The organism is Brevibacillus sp. SKDU10 (genome assembly GCF_001645205.1).
In the GTDB taxonomy this organism is placed as follows: Bacteria; Bacillota; Bacilli; order Brevibacillales; family Brevibacillaceae; genus Brevibacillus_B; species Brevibacillus_B halotolerans.
Genome location: NZ_LSSO01000149.1, coordinates 43,343 through 64,240, shown reverse-complemented (window position 1 = coordinate 64,240; position 20,898 = coordinate 43,343). Strand labels below are relative to the sequence as shown.

Here is a 20,898-nt window from a genome sequence, read left to right as displayed (position 1 = left end):
AAACCAAATGCTTATTACAATCGCTCCTGATTTTTTTTTGATCGTACCTTTCTTTTCAGCAGAGGTCAATGGAAAATGAAAAGAGAGAAAAAAGCCCGATCATCAATTTGATCGGACTCTTTTTTATCCTATTACTCTTATGCAGGAATCACGGGTTTTTTAGCTCGTTTGTGAGTCCAAGCAAACACCCCAAATACAACTATCAATAAAACAGCCTGTGACAGCACAGTTTCCATGGTTGGGAATAATCCAATTCCTTCCCACAATGGTAGTTGGCTTATCGGATGAACAGGTAAGGATTTAGTGATTTGCAATGCATGCACACTGACTCCGACAATTTTGAAGGCTAGCGCATAAATAACAACTGTGGCTGTCGTAAAGAAGAAGCGAATCGGCAGTTTTACACTGTAACGAATCAGCACAAATCCGACAACCAACAAGATAGCTAACGCAAGGGCAATCCCTGCTAGCAATTCCTTCATCGTAATGGATGGAGCTAAACCAATATAGAAAATAACGGTTTCCGCACCTTCACGGAAGATTGCTAGAAAGCTAACGGTTGCCATGGCCCATAGCCCGCCCTTAGCAACTGCCGATTCTACCTGACCTTTAAGATAAACATTCCAATTATGAATGTTGGACTTATTGTGCAACCAATTCCCTACCAGCACCATCATGATAACAGCCGCAATTCCGAAAACGCCTTCTAAGTATTCACGGCTTGCACCTGCTGTCGCTTGAGAAAAGAATAGCTGGATACCAACAGCCAGCAAACCACTACATATAATTCCGACAATCACACCTGCCCAAATCCATTTCTGTTGATGGGCGTGGTTGGTTTTTTTCAGAAAGGAAAGTAAGGCTGCTACGATTATTAAAGCCTCAAATCCTTCGCGTAATAAAATCACCGCTGCATCCCACATATGATAAGAGCCGCTCGACACATAGGGAGCAAGATCAATCTGTAGCTGAGTCAAGCGATCAGTAGCCTGTGAAGTCTTGGGAACCTTAGAGCTAAGTTCACTAATAGCTAATGGAATTTCATTCTCCACTTTTGCATACAAGCTAGGTGCCCTCGTCATAATTTCACCTTCGACCAGTGGCCAAATCGTTAAAAATTGATTAAGGGTATCAATAGCCGTAGCATTATCATTGGCTCCTATAGCAGAGATTGTGGTCGAAAGCAAATCCAACAAGCTTTGAACAGAGTAAGTCCCTTCTGCTGGGGCGTCTCCACTTGTTTTTCCATCTAAAAATGCCTGGATAGATTGGTGGAGTCCGTCCATTTTTTCAGCTACCTTTTTCAAATCCAGCGGTTCGGCATTTAACGCAATGCGTACAAAAGCCATTTGTTTCTCAATATCACCGTATGCCACGATACTTTTATTGCGGACAATTAATTCTGCTCTCGTCCAATTTCTATCCAAGGCTTGATAAGCCTTAAGCATCTCTGGTTGGCTTTGCTGGTTGACATCCTTTTGCCATTTTTCCAGTTGGGCAAGAACATCCTTTAGCTTCTGTTGATTCTCCTGTTTGGGAGGAGCTATCGTTTCTTCGTAAGTTCTCAGGGCTTTGGACAGTTGTTGCAGACCAGCATAAATGGCCTTATCATCCTTTGTTTCTTTCTGTAACTCTGCCTGTACGTGCGCTATTGCATTGTCAACCTCTTTGGCTTGAGGAATATCGGTTCTCTCTTTCGTCCATTCCCCTGCAAACGTGGTGATCGTCGCTTCTACATGAGGCCAATCCTGCTCTTTTGTCTTCAAGAAGGCATCAGACATCGTGACAAAAAGGCGATCTGTCGCTTCTGTAGCCCAAGCTGGCATACTTACAGCCATCAAAAAAGTAGCCATCATAAACATGGCTATCATACGCTGTTTACTCTTTAAAAACCACATAGGGCTCACAACTCCTACTCCTTATAGATCTATGTTACTACTGGAACAAGCCCTCACCTATATAGCTCCCCTTTTTTACCCCTGGGAAGCAAGCAAACAACCCGCTTCCGCGATGAACAATATACTCGTTTAACTTATCATTCTTCGCCAAACGATGCTGCATCGGAATAAATTGCTTAATCGGGTCTCGCTGGTAGCATATAAACAAGAGGCCGGCGTTAAGAGTTCCCGTTTTCGCATCCATACCATCTGCATAAGAATAGGATCTGCGTAAAATTTTGATGGAACCATCTCCATGCGCAATTCGGGCATGGGAAACATCCGGCAATTTCTCGGGCTGTAGCGGTTCGAACTCGTCTGTTCCTCCTAGGGGAGCACCACTATCTCGATGTCGGCCAAATGTCAGTTCTTGATCACTCAAATTCGTACGATCCCAAACTTCAAGACGCATCTGAATGCGGCGATAAACCATATAGGAACCGCCTGCCATCCAATCTGGCCCATCACTAGGCTGTACCCAGACATGTTGATTAAGCTGTGCCGGATCGTTCACATTAGGATTACCTGTGCCATCCTTAAAACCAAACAGGTTACGCACCGTTTCACCCTTTAGATCAGCCTGCTTGGTACGTTGGAAACCGGCTTGATTCCAACGCATCGTCGCGACTCCTCTCGCTCGTCTAATCAGATTGCGCAATGCATGAAACGCTACCTGCTGGTCATCTGCACATACCTGTACAACAATATCTCCTCCTGTCCATTCGGGCTGAAGAGCATCCTGTGCAAAGTGTGGCAGCTCGATTAAAGCTTGCGGACGTTTCGATTTAATCCCAAAACGATCAATGCCGTCCTTGACAAAAAACTGAGCGCTAACACCAAATGTAATGGTAAGCTGGGAAGCAGACAGTCCTTCTGCTTCCCCCGTATCCACCGGCGGGAGATACTGACTTGTTTTCGTATCCTCCACTGGCAGGCCCTGTGTCATATTTTCTGTAGCTTTGGTCCAATCTTTAAAAAGCGCTATGACATCAGAGCGTTTGGTTGTCGTTAAGTCAAAAGCTGCTACATAGACAAAGTTTTGCGTTTCTGTAGTAATGCCTGCTTGATATTCTCCGTAAAAAGGAACAGTATCAGCTTTCATACGACCTGATTTATCCTTTGTCTTGTCTGATTTACCCTGTAAGTGGTTAGCTGCAGCAATGACACCGCCCATTCCACTAGCTCCGACTAAAAGTCCAAGTCCTCCAACCCCAACCATTTTAAGCATATCTCGGCGCGAAACCTTTGTTTCGTTTTGATCAGAAGTTGTGTTCTGTTGTTGCTCGTGATGTTTTTTCTCACGTTCTTCTTTCATAGATGCCTATCCCTCCAGCACAACACCAATTTTAGACAGTGGCTCGGCAAGTGCATCAATGGCTTGGCTAAGTTTTTTGACCTGATCTGGTTTTAATTCAGTATAAGAAGCGTAATCTTCCCCTTTTTTGAAAGGTGCCAATAATCCAAATACATCATCAAAACGTTTTTTGATTTCATCTGATAACTTCTGATCCTTTGCTACCAAGGCTGGTTGCAACAGCTCATATATTTTTTGCGCTCCTTCTACGTTGGCAGCGAAGTCATACAAGTCAGTGTGAGAGTAACGCTCTTCTTCTCCTGTTACCTTAGAGGATGATACCTCATTTAACAAATCAACCGCACCTGTTACCAGAAGCTCTGGTGTCACTTCTACTGTTTCTACCTTAGCACGCAATAGCTTTACATCATTTAGCAACTGATCAGCCACTTTTTCAGAGCCTTTTGTTGTTTTGTTTACCCATAGACCTTGCTCTATCTTATGGAAGCCGCCCCATTCTTCTTTTGGTACATCACCGTCACGAGCGTCAATTTTAGGGTCCAAATCTCCTAGGGATTCTGCAATTGGCTCAATGCGCTCGTAGTACATGCGTGATGGAGCATATAATTTCTTCGCTGTTTCCATATCGCCTGTTTTTACTGCAGTTACGAATTTTTCAGTAGAAACCACAAATTGATCGATCTGATCAATAGAATAGGTTCGATATGCTTCAGCTACACCTTTTAAGGTATCTTTCGCATCTTTTTTCTCTTCTACCTTTTGTGCAGCATCTGTTTGGGCAACCTTGTTATCTGCTTGTGTTGGTTGAGATTGCTGCGTGCATCCAAGAAGTGATGCACCCACTACAAATATTGTTGATAGTGTAAAAATAGACTTTTTCATGAAGTACTCCCCTTAATTGTTAGAAATAGAAATAAGTTCGTACCACATTATAATACGAATGATAATCATTATCAATAGCTTTTTTGCTCTCATTTTCAAAGGCTCTTGACAAACGATAATTCCTAGTAAAAACAAGCTTTTACTTAGAATTACATGATTACATAGGGGATGGATGGAAATAAATTTTTGATTAACTCGTGCTCCTGTGTAGCATAAATAGCTACTGTTTTTCGCAAATCAAGAATGGGAACCCCAATTTCATGCTTGCTTAATTGCCATACGGGAGTAGGTAAAGATTGGAAGGAAAACACCATATTTCCGAAGCGGCGACACTCTTGTAAGCAAATGTCTTGAGAATACTCCCTGCTCTCTTCTAATAAATGAATTGGTTCAAGACCAAACTGCTCAATTAAATGCATTCTGTCGGCTAAATCCTTGCCATGCTTATAGGGAGCCGTTCGTCGCGGCGATAGGATTGGGTAATGCTCAATAACATATTTGTCATGAATGCCATGATAAAACACAAGCCTCACCTCTTCATGATGAAAGAAAGAGCGACCATTCCTTTGATGGCCACTCTTTTTTATAGGTATAAAAACATTCACTTATTCTTGCCGATTAGGCTTTAGCCGCTTTGATTGTAATTTACTGCCTGTCACTATAGCCTGAGCCTTTGTTTCTCGCCCTAATAGATCGTGTGCCACTACGGTGATCGTTTCTCTGCCTTCTTTTACCCGTGGAATTTCTAACAGAAAATCTCCCTGATCGCTTACATCACCGTACAAACGCTGATCGCCATAGTAAAAGGACAGCTCTGTATCAGATTGTTTAATGACCCGTCCTCTCACATGGAGTGTAGAACCTGCTGTATCGTCATAGCTTGGCTTTGCAAAACCTACAGAAAGCGGCTTAGCAGGAAGTGCCTTGTACGTAATACGTTTTTGGTCCTGCATAACAACCACTGATCCTGTCGTTGCATCTGCATAGCATATAACAGATTGTGTTGTCAGGTTCTTCGCTTCGTCCATCGCCTCAACTAAAACCTTATTTTCACCATGCTTAAGAGCAATTTGATGTGAAAAGTATTTATGAACAGGCTTCTCAATCTGATCCTCTTCCCAGCTTGCAATTATTTCACCATTAACCTTCAATCTTCCTTTGTAATTCATATCACGATACATCCAGCGCAGAGGGACCACGATCTTTTTACTGGTCGCGTCAAACACAATATCCTCGTTACCATCGTTTACAAATTGCAAAATAGGCGGCGTTTTATCCACGATAATCCGTTGTGTAAATTCACGGGTGTTTCCAAATGCATCTGTCACTTTATAAGGTACATATTGTATTCCTTCTGGCAAGTCTAGTACAGTCTGGAATCGACCGTCTGGTTCCACTTTTACCGATTGCTCTTTGATCGTAAGCTTAACCCGATCCATCATGTCTTCGCCTGTCACCTTGCCACGAATAGCAACATGATTTTGATTGCTAACCATGATTTGGTGAAAAATCTGATCAGGAAACTCGATGCCCGGCGGTGTAAAATCACTTTGTCCATTGATATGAGTATAGGAGATGTTACCCGCGTAATCATAGGCAACCAGCGTCATTTTTTTGTGTGGCTGACTAACTACTGCTTGTGTAATCGTCGGGGCATAAGGTCCACCTGTTTTTTTCCCATCTACATACAGCAGATACCCTTGAATATCCTTATCTTTTGTCTGCCACTGAAGTTTATTTTTATTTAGCTGCGCTGTGATGTGCGGCGCTTGACGATCCACGCGTACAGGTAGGGTAAGCGTCTGCCACTTGGCGTTGCTTCCATCATTTTTCGCACGGATGACAAATCGATATGACCCATCAGGCGCTGGTACATAGGCCCCTTTATCTGAGGAATAAATCATTCCGTCCCAAGCCCACTCTTCTTTCTCCGTGAAGAAAAAGGAATCGCCTTTTCTTGACTGGTCAAATTTATTTACCTTCCCATCTTTGACGAGAGATCGAACAACTTGACCTGTTGAATCTGTAACATTAATAGAAAGCTCTCGCGCATTACGTAAGAACGTAATAGATGGCGCTGCCTTATCATAATGACCATCTCCATTGGGTGAAAAAGCAATATGGTCTGGGTTGATTAATACATGGCCATTCTCATCTACACCATTTACACCCAGTGCGTCCCGGAAACGCCATTTGTCACTTTCTTTATCGTGATACCATGTTGTTTTGACACTGGTTAGCTTTTCCTGACTCTCAGCGCTCCACATAGGAGCGTCCATGATTCTTGGTTCATTCCATTCTCCATAAAAACCATAATAGGGAACCCGCAAAGCAGGTACCTGAGCTTGTTTGGGGGTAAATAGTAAATATCCTTCCACAAATCTTTGTTTAGGAGCAGTCTTTGGCACAGTTACGGTTACCTGAACTTCTTGTTTTTGACCGGGAGCTACTGTGACGCTTGGGGTTTGGAATTGAATCTTCGCCCCAGGCAATCGGGTCTCTCTCATGCTAAAGTATCCATTCTCTATCTGATCAGTTAACACACCGAATTCATCACTGAGTGTGTACGTGAGTGGCTCTTTGCCGAATTTGTTAGAAATGATGAGGCTAAACGTTCGTTTCTCACCGATTTGCCCTAAGGATACACCTGCTTTTCCCTCTTTATTAGTAATAACAACGGGAGATTTTGCAGCTTTTACCACCTGCATGATGCCTGCCCCTTGCACACGAGGCGAATAAGGAAGGGGCGGGAGCTTTTCATTCTTTGTCTTAGACGTACGTGGATCAAGTACAGGCTGAGCTGTGTTCATGGCTACTGCTTTTAGAGTTTCAACCAGCTCTCGTCCTTCTAAGGAATATCCTTGTTTTTGATAATACTGCTTGAGTAAGGCCATTGCTCCTGCAACGTGCGGAGTTGCCATTGATGTACCACTTTTCACTCCATATCCGTCTTGCGAAACGGTGGATAAGATTCCACCACCAGGTGCAGCTATCTCCGGTTTAAATTGTAAATCCGGCGTTGGTCCCCATGAGGAAAAGGAGGACATGGTTCCCCCTTCTGGATATGGCAATTCATTTTGTGCAAACTGGCCATCGAAAGTAATTTTTACCTTTTTTCCCTTTTTCAATTTCTCTGCCATTGCTTCGCCCATTGATTTTAAAATAGATGCGCTTGGTATATTTTTACTCTCATTTCCACTCATCAAAAAGGGACCTGCTTGATTGTTATAAATAAGAGCACCAGCCGCACCCGCTTCCTTAGCTAGACGCAGCTTTTCATCAAAGGTGATATCCCCGCGTTCAATTAAAACGACTTTATTTTTAACACTAACATTGTAATCCTCTTTCTTCCCTTTCCCAACATACGCCATTTCATGTGACTGGGATAAATACTGCTCAGGTTGCAACGGGCTTCCACTGATTGGAACTCCCGTCAAATAGACCACTCGCGGCAACTGATCGACACCCTCAAGTGCAAAACTATTGCCAGCAAACGTAGTTGCATTAACCGATGCAATGCTAAAAGCATCTGGAGCCAGTCCAGGTGACCCGATCATGGCGTAATCGGGATTGACTCGCTTTACTTTATCACTACCAAAATAAGCATCGTTCCCAGCTGCTGCGACTACGATAACACCACTGTCGACAGCATTTTTGACCGCATACTGTTCGGTATTCGTCTCATCTACATATCCAGCGGAAGACCCCAGACTAAGATTAATCACATCTGCTTTTTTAGCAATAGAATCGGTCATTGCAAATAAAATGGATTCACTAAGCCCAGAAATGCTACCCTGATAATTGCTAAAAACTTTTTCGCTAAGCAATTGAGCTTCGGGTGCAACCCCTTTTACTTTGCCATTTCCAGCTACTATTCCCGCTACATGCACACCATGCTGAGATTCCCCTACATCTTGAGTTATTTGATTGCGATCAGCCCAATTATATCCGGTAATAACCTTTTGCGATGTTCCAGACTTTTTTTGTGCTGCTTGTTTATCGTGAGGTGCTGGAAAATCAGGGTGTTTATGATTAATGCCTGTATCCACAATGGAAATCAGCATCCCTTCCCCTTTTACACCCAACTCCTGCCAGGCTCTATCTGCCTCGATCATCGACAAAGTAGATTTTCCAGCTTTAGCCACAGACTCTCCTTTCATCACATGCTTCAAGGCATTCCATTCGTTTGCTTGATTCTGAAGCATGTTAAAAAGATTGCCCGGGGAATGACCGCCTGCTTTTTTTGGAAAAGAAGCACTAGTCGCCTCCCGAATATCCTTTTGAATTTGTTCACGTGAAATGATTTGCTGCGTGTTATCAATCGTCTTGTGGTTATGTAAAACGGTATCTGCTCCAACGTAACTGACCGGATAATATAGCAACGGTACAACTGCACCGGTAACAAGCACTTTGATCATTTGTTTCTTCATACGCAGCCCCCTCCTGGTGAAAATTCTTCATGTAGTATCTTCATCAGTTTGCCAAAGGAAGCTTATGGGTATACACCCGTACCATTACAAGGGAAGGAAAGCATACTACCAATTTTTTCAAAATAAAAAAAAGCCCTCTCACTATTGAGAAGGCTTTTTCTGAATTCATGTCGTATAAAAAGGTAAGAAGGCATCTTCTTACGAGAAGAAGAAGGATTTAATAGCATGCTTCGTTGTCTCTTTGTTCATATGAGCAATGGAAGTAGTAAGCGGGATGCCTTTCGGGCAAGACTGTACGCAGTTTTGCGAGTTACCGCAGTAGCTAATTCCACCCTCCTCCATCAGGGAATCTAAACGCTCATGCTTGTTCATTTTTCCTGTCGGATGCTCATTAAACAGACGCACCTGTGAAATGGCAAATGCACCAATAAACGGAGATTTATCATTTACGTTCGGACATGCTTCTAAACACACACCGCAGGTCATACATTTAGATAGTTCGTATGCCCATTGGCGATCTGCTTCCGCCATTCGTGGTCCTGGTCCTAAATCATGGGTACCATCGATCGGAATCCATGCTTTCACCCGTTTTAAAGCATCGAACATACGGCTGCGATCTACAGTTAAATCGCGTTGTACAGAGAACGTTTTCATCGGCTCGATACGCACTGGTTGTTCTAACTTATCAATTAGAGCGGAACAGGCTTGGCGTGGTTTTCCGTTAATGACCATCGAGCAAGCACCGCACACCTCTTCTAAACAGTTAGATTCCCAAATGACAGGTTTAGTCTTCTGCCCTTGAGAGTTAACCGGGTTGCGTTGAATTTCCATTAACGCTGAAATTACGTTCATATTTGGACGATATGGAATTTTAAACTCTTCTTTATAAGGCGTGGAATCAGGTGTGTCTTGTCGGGTAACGATCAGATGGATTAAACGATCAGCCATGATCATTTCCCTCCTTTTTTATCACTGGTATAGTCACGCTTACGTGGTTTGATTAAGGAAACGTCTACATCCTCATAATAGATTTCTGGCGCTGTTGTTTCTGGATTATACTTCGCCATTGTTGTTTTCATGAAGCGATCGTCATCACGCTCAGGGAAATCAGGCTTGTAGTGTGCGCCGCGACTTTCATCACGTTTTAGGGCACTAATTGTAATGGCACGAGCTAGAACAAGCATGTTCCACAAATGACGTGTAAACTGTGCTCCAGAGTTGCTCCATTGCTGTGTATCTTGAATGTTGATGTTTTTGTAGCGCTCCATGAGCTCCAAAATCTTATCATCTGTTTTTTGCAATCGATCATTGTAGCGAACCACTGTTACGTTATCAGTCATCCACTCGCCCAACTCTTTATGGATTACGTACGCATTTTCTGTACCGTCCATTTTTAAGATGTTGTCGTACTTCTCTTGTTCTTGCTTGGAATAGCTGTCAAATAAGCTACTTGGAAGATCATCTGAGAGCTTATCCAACGAGTTGATGTAATTGATTGCATTCGGACCAGCAACCATACCGCCATAAATAGCAGACAACAGCGAGTTCGCACCCAGACGATTACCGCCATGTTGAGAATAATCGCACTCACCTGCAGCAAAAAGGCCCGGGATATTTGTCATTTGGTTGTAATCTACCCACATACCGCCCATGGAATAGTGAACTGCTGGGAATATGCGCATTGGTACTTTTCGTGGATCTTCCCCAACAAATTTTTCATAAATTTCAATGATACCGCCTAGTTTTACATCCAATTCCTTTGGATCTTTATGAGACAGGTCCAAATACACCATGTTTTCACCGTTGATACCCAATTTCATATCTACACAGACATGGAAAATTTCGCGAGTCGCAATGTCGCGTGGCACAAGGTTTCCGTATGCGGGATATTTCTCCTCTAAGAAGTACCATGGTTTCCCATCTTTATACGTCCAAATGCGGCCGCCTTCTCCACGAGCTGATTCAGACATGAGGCGTAGTTTATCATCGCCAGGAATAGCAGTTGGGTGAATTTGGATAAATTCTCCGTTTGCGTAAATAACACCCTGTTGATACAACGCAGATGCCGCTGTACCTGTGTTAATAATAGAGTTGGTAGATTTACCAAAGATAATACCAGGGCCACCAGTCGCCATGATAACTGCATCCGCATGGAAGGCTTTAATTTCACCTGAACGCATGCTCTGTGCAGTTATCCCACGACAGACACCCGCATCATCAAGAACTGCGCCGAGAAAATCCCAGTACTCATATTTTTTCACAAGTCCTTCCGTCTCATAACGGCGTACTTGCTCATCTAGTGCATACAGTAATTGCTGTCCTGTGGTTGCTCCAGCAAATGCAGTACGGTGATGCTTCGTTCCCCCAAAGCGACGGAAGTCTAGCAATCCTTCCGGAGTACGATTGAACATAACTCCCATACGGTCTAGCATATAAATGATACCAGGTGCAGCATCACACATTGCTTTTACTGGTGGTTGGTTCGCTAGGAAGTCACCGCCATAAATCGTGTCATCAAAGTGTTCCCAAGTAGAGTCGCCTTCCCCTTTGGTATTAACAGCTCCATTAATACCGCCCTGCGCACAGACTGAGTGAGAGCGCTTAACCGGAACTAGGGAAAAAAGTTCTACGGCTACCCCTTTTTCTGCTGCTTTAATTGTCGCCATTAGTCCAGCTAGGCCACCGCCGACAATAATTAATTTACCCTTCGCCATGTTTTATTCCCCCTTCTCTTACACGAATGCGAATACGGCACGCAAGCCTACGTAGGATAATGCTACGAACAGGATCATGGTGAAATAAGTTGCCATACGTTGTGAACGCGGCCCTACTGTAATGCCCCAATGCACTAAGAACGACCATACACCATTGCAAAGGTGGAACACAGCGGATAGAACACCTACAGCGTAAAACGCTATCATTACTGGGTTAGTGAAAATATCATGCATGAGGTCATAGTTAATTTCGACAGTACCAAGTGCTTTGGCAATACGTGTTTGCCATACATGCCACGCTACGAAAATCAGCGTGAAAACACCTGTAATACGCTGCCAGAGATACATTTGATTGCGGAAAAACGAGTAGTTGCCATTGTTCGGTTTTGCTTGAAATGCAAGATATAGACCGTAAATGGCGTGGAACAACAGTGGGAGATAAATGAATGCAAATTCCAAAAACAATAAGAACGGTGCCTTTTCAATTAGGCCAACCGCTTCGTTAAATGCTTCCGGCCCTTTGGTTGCTTGAAAGTTCGCCGTTAAATGGAACAGTAAAAACAACCCGATCGGAAACAACCCGAGTAGAGTGTGAAGCTTGTGCAAAGCGAAGTTTTTCTTACTTGCCATGCCTTGGGTCCCCCCTTCATTGATGTGTGGAAAATGTTATCTTACAATACCTATGCCATCACCATGCAGGTTCAAGCAAGACACATGTTCCGCTCCGCTTCCACTTTGGAAGAACATCCTCTATTCACGAAAAACCAACCCCTCAATAGGGAAACACAAAATGTTTCCAGTTTGCGAAATGGTTTCAAAAGTCTGTCAATCCAACGCATAAAAAACCGCGGGCGCAAACGAGTTGTGTCTAAATAAAGAATAAAGATTGGAAATTATGTGACCAAAACCAATTGTACTCCTACCTCTTAGTAGCGTCAAGCAATTGAATAGACTTAATACATTCTTAGATTAATTGTAATCTATATCATTCCTAGCTTTTCTTGTCATTTATTCTTATTATGACCACGTATCTATCAGATATATCTGACTCATCCCTCATTTACTCCTATCATTTCCCTAGTCTTAGCATAATTGTTTTTTTCTTTCATAGAATAGAAATCATACACAAAAGGAGGACGAGCAAGAGTGAGACAAGCTACTGATATCCTACAACAGCTTTTACCTGAGTTTTCAGTATATGATCGTCAGCGCATGCAACAAATGAACATGCCTTTTGCCGGTCATCTCTTTTTTCGAAATGTAGTCACTCAGGAATTACTGGGAGATTGCGAAGCTCCTATTCTTTATTGGATGGGGAAAGAGATAGGTGAGACCTATCATATAGATGCGGCAGAAGATCTGATATTAGCCTTCATCCAGCTCGGCTTAGGAAAGCTGGAATTAACCTTGAGTACAGCTGGACAAATTGAATATCTCCTGACACATCCTCATCTTACCATGCAGACTACAAATCGACTAGAACGCACCCTACAGTTTGAGACAGGCTTTATTGCCGGATCTATTGGCAAGTGGTTAGAGCGTGAGTCAAATGCCACACTCACTCTTCTGGGAAAGGACAAAAAAAAAGAACCAACTGCACACATTCAGGTTGTTATCTCAGGGTAACAACCTGTTTTTACGTGCAGAGCTCTTATATACGTTTACATCATTACTAGTTGTCATTGTCATGGTTTCCTACCTGTCTGCTTTCTCTTCATCATCTGATAAGCTGGTTATCCAATCAATGATGTTTGTTGCTCTTTTACTGTTACAGGAAAATAAGGCCCTACTAGCTGAGCCATTTTATCCATTTCAACTAAAAAACCATCATGTCCAAATACGGAGTCAATTGCAAAAAAATCAACATCCTTCCCCTGTTGTTTTAACGTAGAGGATAGCCAAAGCTGATGAGGAATTGGATACAACAAATCGTTGGAAATAGCTATACAGACTACCTTGGCTTTGATACGCGACAATGCGTTTTCAATCCCATCCCTTCCCCTACCAATATCGTGTGTATCCATTGCTTTTAGGAGATACAGATAGCTATTTGCATCAAAGCGCTGCACGAGCTTATCGCCTTGATAACGTAAATAGCTTTCCACTTCAAATGTGGTATCCACTAAGTCGGCATGCACGGTTCCTTGATGGGCCCTGCCAAATCGTTCTTCAAATAATTCGGCTGTCCGGTATGTAATCATGCCAACCATACGCGCTGTTGCCAACCCGCGAATAGGACCTAACTGAGGATAATAATGTCCATTATTCCAATCTGGATCATTACAAATCGCTTGCCTTGCCACATCATTGTAAGCAATGGCCATAGCTGATAACTGAGCGCAGGTAGCCACTGGGATCACTACATCCATCATTTGGGGATATTCAACCGCCCACTCATAAACCTGCATACCACCCATCGAACCGCCAATGACCGCATAAAGATGAGAAATCCCCAGTTGCTCAATGAGCTTGTATTGGGCGCGTACCATGTCTCGGATCGTCACAACAGGAAAATGAGTTGCATATGGCTCTTTAGTTTCCGCATTCATACTTGCAGGACCTGTTGTTCCGTAACAGCCACCTAAGACGTTTGTGCAAATCACGTAATAATAATTGGTATCAATTGCTTTTCCTGGCCCAATCAGCCCATCCCACCAGCCTGGCTTTTCACCATCACCTACCACTTGACTGTCTCCAGTTAATGCGTGGCAAACCAAAATTGCATTCGATTGCTCAGAGTTGTACGTACCGCTTGTTGTATAACCGATTTCCACTTGACGGAGCACCTCGCCACATTCCAACTCTAGGTTGTGAATCGTTGCTTTTCTCAATGCAATTCCTCCTATTTCCACTTGATGCCCTAAAGTGCAGGTACCTATGTGCTAAAAAACCCCTCTTCCGGAGAAGAGGGGTTTGATCGTATCGACTAGACCCGCTCTTATCTGCCAGACTACTTCATGTGTGCCTGCTGGATTTAGCACCTCTCCGCTTCTTGCGGGGTTGCCGGGTTTCTTCGGGCCAGTCCCTCCACCACTCTTGATAAGAGATTTCTATATAATTATGTTTATCATACTTCTTTCGAGTAAGAATTGTCAATCTATTTCAATGAAAAGGATTCTTCTCTTTTTATTTGATACATCGTCCACATTCCAATGTCCTGAAAGCCCAAACGTTTATAAATAGCTCCAGCCGCTTGATTATCATAAAATAAGCACAAGCTTCGCCCTTCCGCTAAAACATCCCTGCACAGCGCTGCCATGCAAGCACTAGCATACCCCCGCTTGCGATAAATGGGATGAGTACAAACACCAACAATCATGGCAGCCATCGAACACTCGGCTGTTGTCGAAGCACAGGCTACCGTTTCTGTGTTCACCTCGACATAATAGGTTCTCCCCGTACCGCTTTCCAGTGTGTGTTTCAATGCTTCTTCTGCATCAGCAGATCTGCCAAACTCTTGAATCTGATCACGTAGGCTGACGATTTTTTTTACATCATGAACGGTGGCTTTTTTTACCTCAAATCCCTTGATGTCATCCTGAGATAATCGAGAGTCATCTTCTAATTCTGCAAAATAGGTAGTTTTGATCTCATGCTTCGGCAGATGGCTTGCAAAGGCCTGCAAAGAATCTTGTTTTCCTGATAAAACCTCCAGCTTCTTGTCAGCAAGGATAATTTCACTGAACCCTTCCATATCAAACCTATCCAAAGCATAAAATACGTATGAGTGATAATACCGCAGGAGCACCGCAGAGAGTTTTGTCTGGTCACTCGCTGACCATTCTCCCCATAACTCTTGAAAAGGGGTAGAGAAGCCAAAATTTTCGACATCACCAATAAGAAATAAGTTCAAGCTTCTCTCTTTTGATACCAATTCCATAAATGCTTCATAATCTGCTTCTGTTAGTTTTCGGATCATTTGGCAATTCCCTCTCCAAAAGTTTTTCCCTCCATTATTTGAAAAAGTGTACTATTTGTCAATAGAATTCAGAAAAAACACATAAAGCCCGGTGGAAGTCTCTCCACCAGGCTCCTTGATTAATCCAATCCTATCCCTGTCCATTTGAAGCACTCTACATGCTGTTTTATCTAAAACAAATTAAGCGTATACGACAGCATCCGCAGAAACATCCAATCCAAACGCCGTATGCAGTGTAGCTACAGCTTGCGCAACTTTTTCTGCTGGGATAACACAAGATACCTTAATATCAGAGGTAGATACCATCCGAATGAGAATATCCTGGCTGGATAAATGACTAAACATATCGGCTGCCACCCCCGGATTGGTTATCATACCAGCTCCTACAATTGAAACTTTTGCAAGGCCAGATTCATATTCCACATGCTCAAAGCCTAACTCCTCCTGATGAGCCGCCAAGGTCTCCAGCGTTCTATGTAAATCATCAGCGGAGATCGTAAAGGAAACATTATTTGCTTTGTCATGATAGGTGCTTTGAATAATGATGTCTACATTAATAGAAGCGTCCGCCAATGCTTTAAATAATAAAGATAACATGCCTACTTTTACAGGCATTCCGATAACCGTTATAGAAGCTACATCTTTGTCATGAGCTATTCCGCTGATTACTTTGCCTAACTCCATGTTTGTCTCCTCCTCAACCAATGTTCCCTCTTCTTCTGTAAAACTGGAACGAACCACAAGTCGAACTCGATGTTTTTTTGCACTTTCCACAGAACGCGGATGCAATACACCAGCTCCTAGAGTTGCTAATTCTAGCATCTCATCATATGAAATGGAGCTTAACTTTTGTGCACGAGAAACAATGCGCGGATCGGCTGTAAATACCCCTGATACATCAGTGTAGATTTCACAGCAGGTAGCCTGGAGACTAGCCGCAATTGTTACCGCTGTAGTATCAGACCCGCCCCGTCCCAATGTTGTAATTTCTCCGTTTTCGCTAGCTCCTTGAAAACCTGCTACGATGACAATTTTCCCCTGCTGTAATTCTTGCTCAATCCGTTGACTGTTAATCGTACTAATGCGTGCCTTTCCATGCTTCTCTTCCGTTAAAATGCCAGCTTGCCAGCCTGTCATGGACACAGCCTCGTACCCTCTGCTCTGTAGAGCCATACTAAGTAACGCAATGGAAACCTGTTCTCCTGTGGCAAGCAGCATATCCATTTCACGAGCAGGTGGGCTCTCATGTAATTCCTTTGCTAAATCGACAAGCACATCTGTTGTTTTTCCCATAGCAGATACCACAACCACCATGGCATACCCGGCATCCTTATAACGGATAATTCTCTGTGCTACCTCTTGAATACGCTCCGCAGAGCCTACGGATGTTCCCCCGTATTTTTGCACCACAATTTCCATTTTGAATCTCTCCTCTGGTATATTCTGCTAGTCTGGATCATATGCCTTCCTTGGTTCATTTATAATGAAAGCTTTTTACGAATTGAAGATACAAAAAAGGCAACGACAAAGGAAATACCTAGTCGTTGCCCTAACTGGACATACACGGTCCCTCCTTCCCCTGATTCACGGAAATGCCAAAGCAAGTAATAATAGCTCTAGCAGCCCGGTGAGATAGCTCTCCATTTGCATGACGGGTAGGACATGCAAATGACAGTCTTACGCTTATTCAACGTAAGCCCAGCATGCACCGCTTGGGTATCGCGTGCACACTTCGGCAAATTCCCCTTCCCCAGCTCCATCATAGATTCCCATATCTCCGGAGGGTACTCTTGGTTTTTGCGCCTCTACCTCACTCCTGTATAGGGAAGTGAGGTTGTTGCTTATGAGATTATTCAGAATTATATCACGTTACTTTCTCAGTTACAATTCTTTTTGTTAAGGGATATAAGAAGATATTAGCGTGATACAATGAGCATAGTTTTCGTATCTTTTTAAAAGGATATGAAAGGAGGCTTTCTAATGAAAGATAATAAAACCTTGCAGAACCAAACCGAGGCATACACGGACAATAAAGCTCCCTCCTCTGTACATTTGAACTCAAAATCCACCTCGTCTGTTGTTCTTATCACTGGGTGCTCAAGCGGCTTTGGAAAACAAATTAGTATAGCTCTTGCAGAAGCTGGCTATCAAGTAATCGCCACAATGCGTGATGTAACAAAAAAAGAGCCTCTTCTTCAAGAGGCTTCAGCCCGTAGCATTGAGGATCGTTTACACATTATCCCCTTAGATGTTACGAAACAAGATAGTATTGCGCAGGCCATCGACCAAACGCTACAACTATTTGGCAAGATAGACATATTGATTAACAATGCTGGCTATGCGACTGGCGGTTTTACTGAAGAAATCCCCCTAGAGGACTGGCGCAATCAGTTTGAAACCAATTTTTTTGGAGCGGTAGCCACCACTCAAGCGGTTTTAAAGCCCATGCGTGAGCAAAGGAGCGGTCTCATTATCAATATGAGCAGCATTTGCGGACAATTTGGCTTCCCTATGCTTGGTCCCTATACCGCCTCCAAACATGCACTAGAAGGCTTCAGTGAATCCCTACGCTTAGAAATGCTCCCATTTGGCATCAAGGTGGTCCTAATAGAGCCTGGGCCATATCGAACTGATATATGGGAAAAAAGCATAGAAGCAGCAGCTTTCTCACCTGAGTCTCCCTATCATACCTTTTTAGAGTATTTGCAACAGCAAGCCAAGCACAACGCCATGCACTCTGGCGATCCAGAAGAAGTAGTCCACACCGTATTACGTATTGTAAAAGCTTCTAATCCGTCCTTCCGTTATCCGGTTGGAAAAAGCATCAAAAGCTTACTCTTTAGTAAAAAAATATTACCCTGGAGATTCATAGAGCTGCTTGTAAAAAAGCAATTACACAAAATTATGAAGAAATAAGCTCATTTCTCATCCTTCAATCCTCTTAAGTGCGTAATAATATCTCTTGCTAATTTATCACCAATGCCAAGCTGGCGGAAATCTTCCACTGTTGCTTCCCGCATCTTTTTCAATGAGCCGAAATGCTGAAACAGCTTCTTCCGTCGCTTCTCTCCTATACCTGGTATCTCATCTAATTGTGAAGAAAGCATTGTTTTCGAACGTGCCTGACGATGAAACGTGATAGCAAAGCGGTGTACCTCATCCTGGACGCGTTGCAACAAATAAAACTCATGGCTGTCCCGCTTAAGCTCTACAGGCATAGGCGGGTCACCATAGAGTAACATCGCTGTTTTATGCTTCTCGTCCTTAGCGAGTCCACAGACTGGGATGAACAGCCCTAATTCATTTTCTAACACATCCATCGCCGCACTAATTTGACCTTTGCCTCCATCAATCACAATTAGATTTGGCAATGGCTGATTTTCTTTTAACAGGCGAGAATATCTACGTAAAATAACCTCTCGCATGGAACCGTAATCATCAGGGCCTTCTACTGTTTTTATTTTATATTTTCGGTACTCCTTCTTGTCTGGTTTCCCATCGGTAAAGACAACCATGGCCGAGACAGGTTCTGTTCCCTGTATGTTAGAGTTGTCAAAGGCCTCAATACGATGAGGGGTTCCTATTCCCATAATGTTGCCTAAATTATGGACAGCCTGCACAGTACGGGCATCATCCTTTGCTAATAGGGCAAATTTCTCAGCTAGGGCAATGCGAGCATTTTCGTTTGCCATATCAATTAATTCATGCTTTTTCCCTCGTTTTGGAGTCAGCACTTTTACTCCTAGCCATTCCGAGATCAGCTCCGGCTCACTTTCCTCAGGCAGTAAAATCTCTTTTGGCAGAGCTTGCTGTTTGTCAAAATAATACTGCGCTACAAACGACATGAAATCCTCTACAGCATCTCCGTAAAAAGGAAACGAGCTTGTATCACGCTCGATTAGTTTACCTCCCCGCATATAAAAGACCTGAACGCACATCCAGCCCTTATCGGTATGATAACCAAAAATATCGCGGTCAACTGTATCAGTCAATGTAATCTTTTGCTTCTCCATGACTGCTTCAATATTATGAATTTGGTCACGAAATTCCTTTGCTCGTTCAAACTCCAAATTCTCGGCAGCCATCATCATTTTCTCTGTTAAGATTTCCTTCGTCGCCTTATGGCCGCCATCTAGGAATCTAGCAATCTCATCAACAATGCGTAGATTCTCCGCCTTATCCACCTCGAACACACAGGGTGCCATACATTGATGCATGTGGTAATACAAGCATACCTGCTTCGGCATATTTTTACATTTACGCAGCGGGTATAAACGATCCAGCAGCTTCTTCACTTCTTGGGCAGCGGTCGCATTGGGATACGGTCCAAAATACTTCGCCTTATCCTTTAAAAGGCGACGCGTGATCTCCAAACGCGGATGCGCCTCATTGGTAATTTTAATATAGGGGTATGTCTTATCATCTTTTAATAAGATATTGTACCTAGGATCATATTTTTTGATCAGATTACATTCTAAAATAAGCGCCTCAATCGGGCTAGAGACGACAATATATTCAAAATCAGCAATTTCATTTACTAATAACTGAGTTTTGCCATCATGACTGCCAGTAAAATAGGAACGAACGCGATTTTTTAATACCTTAGCTTTTCCCACATAGATAATGTCGCCATTCGCATTTTTCATTAGATAACAGCCTGGCTTATCCGGCAATATCGCAAGCTTATCTTTGATCTGACTCACGTCGCGTTCTCCCTTCCTAGTAGTATGTACTCAATCCATTTCTTCCGAATCCAAAGTTTTTTCGCCTATCCTTTATCCTAGCACACTTGTTCTCTTTTTCCTACTTATAAAGATTGGGATGGGAAACAAAAAAACCCGCACCCCTTTTCAGGAGCCGGGCTTTTAGAACGCATGCTGTACATTTCGACTCAGACGGCACTTGTTCTTTTCAGCAATCTTACAGATGTTTGTTGATTGTTTCCATCAAAGCATCTTTTGGTTTAAATCCAACCATTTTGTCCACAGGTTGACCGTCTTTGAAAAGAATCAAAGTTGGGATGGACATAACGCCAAATTTACCAGCAGATTCTGGATTGTCGTCAACATTCACTTTCACGATTTTAAGCTTTTCGCCTACTTCTTTATCCATATCCTCAAGCACAGGAGCGATCATTTTGCAAGGTCCACACCATGGAGCCCAAAAGTCTACCAATACTGTACCTTGTTCGATATCTTGTGCAAAAGATTGATCGGTTGCATTTGTAATAGCCATAGGATAAAATCCTCCTTTACTCTTAAAAAATAACTTAAAGCCTTCTGAAAGTATATCATCTATAGCCAAAATTGACCATGACTCAAAATACTTTCATTATACTTTGAAAAAATAATTCCTATTTCTATCTTATCCTGCTACAAAATGGTTGAATCCATTCGTTACAGTTGCTCAAATCCATGAACAAAAAAGCAAATCGTTTCTTCCTCATCCTCAGTTAAACTCTCTTTGGAGGTGTGCCGCCATCTCTTTCCTGATTTTTCCTGATCGCCCTGGAACTTTTCGCCGAGAAAAGCTGTATTTTTTAGCAGCAGAAGTTCTTCTTCAAACTCGGCTTTCGTTAAAGGGGCCTCTTGGTGAGATAGAAAAATAATGTCCGCATCATATTTTTCAAGCTGTTCTACTAATCTTCGTGATTTCTCAATCGTGTAATTCCACTTGCTCGCATAGATATTTGGATACAAGC

General features: G+C 42.9%; 16 protein-coding genes and 2 riboswitches. Of the genes, 2 read left to right on the top strand and 14 right to left on the bottom strand.

The genetic code is table 11. The features are described 5' to 3' along the window. Positions 1–137: 137 nt before the first annotated feature. From AYJ08_RS11195 to AYJ08_RS11160, 8 genes are all read right to left on the bottom strand, one after another. Positions 138–1,898 carry an FTR1 family iron permease gene (locus AYJ08_RS11195; RefSeq protein WP_064017789.1) on the bottom strand — a complete coding sequence of 587 codons (1,761 nt, stop codon included), beginning with the start codon at positions 1,896–1,898 and terminating at the stop codon, positions 138–140. Positions 1,899–1,935: 37 nt separating this feature from the next. Next, a complete protein-coding gene (efeB, locus tag AYJ08_RS11190) occupies positions 1,936–3,252 on the bottom strand; it encodes an iron uptake transporter deferrochelatase/peroxidase subunit (RefSeq protein ID WP_064017788.1) in 1,317 nt (438 codons plus the stop codon). A 6-nt stretch (positions 3,253–3,258) separates the two neighbouring features. Then, a complete protein-coding gene (efeO, locus tag AYJ08_RS11185; RefSeq protein ID WP_064017787.1) occupies positions 3,259–4,134 on the bottom strand; it encodes an iron uptake system protein EfeO in 876 nt (291 codons plus the stop codon). Between the two features lie 149 nt (positions 4,135–4,283). Beyond that, positions 4,284–4,658, bottom strand: a complete 375-nt coding sequence (locus tag AYJ08_RS11180; protein WP_064017786.1) for a hypothetical protein — start codon at positions 4,656–4,658, stop codon at positions 4,284–4,286. Between the two features lie 81 nt (positions 4,659–4,739). Further along, positions 4,740–8,564: a S8 family serine peptidase gene (locus tag AYJ08_RS11175; protein WP_064017785.1), complete on the bottom strand. Its 3,825-nt coding sequence runs from the start codon at positions 8,562–8,564 to the stop codon at positions 4,740–4,742. A gap of 198 nt (positions 8,565–8,762) precedes the next feature. Beyond that, complete coding sequence (sdhB, locus tag AYJ08_RS11170; RefSeq protein ID WP_064017784.1) at positions 8,763–9,512, bottom strand: succinate dehydrogenase iron-sulfur subunit; 750 nt, start codon at positions 9,510–9,512, stop codon at positions 8,763–8,765. Between the two features lie 2 nt (positions 9,513–9,514). Beyond that, complete coding sequence (gene sdhA / locus AYJ08_RS11165) at positions 9,515–11,278, bottom strand: succinate dehydrogenase flavoprotein subunit (RefSeq protein WP_031410805.1); 1,764 nt, start codon at positions 11,276–11,278, stop codon at positions 9,515–9,517. An 18-nt stretch (positions 11,279–11,296) separates the two neighbouring features. Then, a complete protein-coding gene (locus tag AYJ08_RS11160) occupies positions 11,297–11,908 on the bottom strand; it encodes a succinate dehydrogenase cytochrome b558 subunit (protein ID WP_064017783.1) in 612 nt (203 codons plus the stop codon). A gap of 516 nt (positions 11,909–12,424) precedes the next feature. Between AYJ08_RS11160 and AYJ08_RS11155 the strand changes: the two genes are divergently transcribed. Then, on the top strand, positions 12,425–12,904 hold the full coding sequence (locus tag AYJ08_RS11155; RefSeq protein WP_064017782.1) for a DUF2507 domain-containing protein: 480 nt from the start codon (positions 12,425–12,427) through the stop codon (positions 12,902–12,904). 107 nt (positions 12,905–13,011) lie between these two features. On the opposite strand, the gene metX is transcribed toward AYJ08_RS11155, so the two are convergent. From metX to AYJ08_RS11140, 3 genes are all read right to left on the bottom strand, one after another. Next, positions 13,012–14,109, bottom strand: coding sequence for a homoserine O-acetyltransferase MetX (gene metX / locus AYJ08_RS11150; protein ID WP_064017781.1), 1,098 nt, complete (start codon positions 14,107–14,109; stop codon positions 13,012–13,014). 104 nt (positions 14,110–14,213) lie between these two features. Next, a riboswitch (SAM riboswitch) is annotated at positions 14,214–14,324 on the bottom strand. 51 nt (positions 14,325–14,375) lie between these two features. Continuing rightward, complete coding sequence (locus AYJ08_RS11145) at positions 14,376–15,197, bottom strand: GNAT family N-acetyltransferase (RefSeq protein ID WP_064017780.1); 822 nt, start codon at positions 15,195–15,197, stop codon at positions 14,376–14,378. Between the two features lie 180 nt (positions 15,198–15,377). After that, positions 15,378–16,616, bottom strand: coding sequence for an aspartate kinase (locus AYJ08_RS11140; RefSeq protein ID WP_064017779.1), 1,239 nt, complete (start codon positions 16,614–16,616; stop codon positions 15,378–15,380). 206 nt (positions 16,617–16,822) lie between these two features. Next, positions 16,823–17,013, bottom strand: a riboswitch (Lysine riboswitch). Positions 17,014–17,177: 164 nt separating this feature from the next. On the opposite strand from AYJ08_RS11140, the gene AYJ08_RS11135 reads away from it, so the two are divergent. Beyond that, positions 17,178–18,113, top strand: coding sequence for an SDR family oxidoreductase (locus tag AYJ08_RS11135; RefSeq protein ID WP_082890929.1), 936 nt, complete (start codon positions 17,178–17,180; stop codon positions 18,111–18,113). Between the two features lie 2 nt (positions 18,114–18,115). On the opposite strand, the gene uvrC is transcribed toward AYJ08_RS11135, so the two are convergent. From uvrC to AYJ08_RS11120, 3 genes are all read right to left on the bottom strand, one after another. Then, positions 18,116–19,843, bottom strand: coding sequence for an excinuclease ABC subunit UvrC (gene uvrC, locus AYJ08_RS11130; protein ID WP_064017826.1), 1,728 nt, complete (start codon positions 19,841–19,843; stop codon positions 18,116–18,118). Between the two features lie 274 nt (positions 19,844–20,117). Then, on the bottom strand, positions 20,118–20,432 hold the full coding sequence (gene trxA, locus AYJ08_RS11125; RefSeq protein ID WP_003334951.1) for a thioredoxin: 315 nt from the start codon (positions 20,430–20,432) through the stop codon (positions 20,118–20,120). A 161-nt stretch (positions 20,433–20,593) separates the two neighbouring features. Next, a complete protein-coding gene (locus tag AYJ08_RS11120; RefSeq protein ID WP_064017778.1) occupies positions 20,594–20,896 on the bottom strand; it encodes a hypothetical protein in 303 nt (100 codons plus the stop codon). Positions 20,897–20,898: the final 2 nt, after the last annotated feature.

Bases quoted from the DNA above. Each gene is read 5' to 3' on its own strand.
- AYJ08_RS11195 (WP_064017789.1), bottom strand. From the start codon at position 1,898: ATGTGGTTTTTAAAGAGTAAACAGCGTATGATAGCCATGTTTATGATG.
- efeB (WP_064017788.1), bottom strand. From the start codon at position 3,252: ATGAAAGAAGAACGTGAGAAAAAACATCACGAGCAACAACAGAACACA.
- efeO (WP_064017787.1), bottom strand. From the start codon at position 4,134: ATGAAAAAGTCTATTTTTACACTATCAACAATATTTGTAGTGGGTGCA.
- AYJ08_RS11175 (WP_064017785.1), bottom strand. From the start codon at position 8,564: ATGAAGAAACAAATGATCAAAGTGCTTGTTACCGGTGCAGTTGTACCG.
- sdhB (WP_064017784.1), bottom strand. From the start codon at position 9,512: ATGGCTGATCGTTTAATCCATCTGATCGTTACCCGACAAGACACACCT.
- sdhA (WP_031410805.1), bottom strand. From the start codon at position 11,278: ATGGCGAAGGGTAAATTAATTATTGTCGGCGGTGGCCTAGCTGGACTA.
- AYJ08_RS11160 (WP_064017783.1), bottom strand. From the start codon at position 11,908: ATGGCAAGTAAGAAAAACTTCGCTTTGCACAAGCTTCACACTCTACTC.
- AYJ08_RS11145 (WP_064017780.1), bottom strand. From the start codon at position 15,197: ATGATCCGAAAACTAACAGAAGCAGATTATGAAGCATTTATGGAATTG.
- AYJ08_RS11140 (WP_064017779.1), bottom strand. From the start codon at position 16,616: ATGGAAATTGTGGTGCAAAAATACGGGGGAACATCCGTAGGCTCTGCG.
- AYJ08_RS11135 (WP_082890929.1), top strand. From the start codon at position 17,178: ATGAAAGATAATAAAACCTTGCAGAACCAAACCGAGGCATACACGGAC.
- uvrC (WP_064017826.1), bottom strand. From the start codon at position 19,843: ATGAAAAATGCGAATGGCGACATTATCTATGTGGGAAAAGCTAAGGTA.
- trxA (WP_003334951.1), bottom strand. From the start codon at position 20,432: ATGGCTATTACAAATGCAACCGATCAATCTTTTGCACAAGATATCGAA.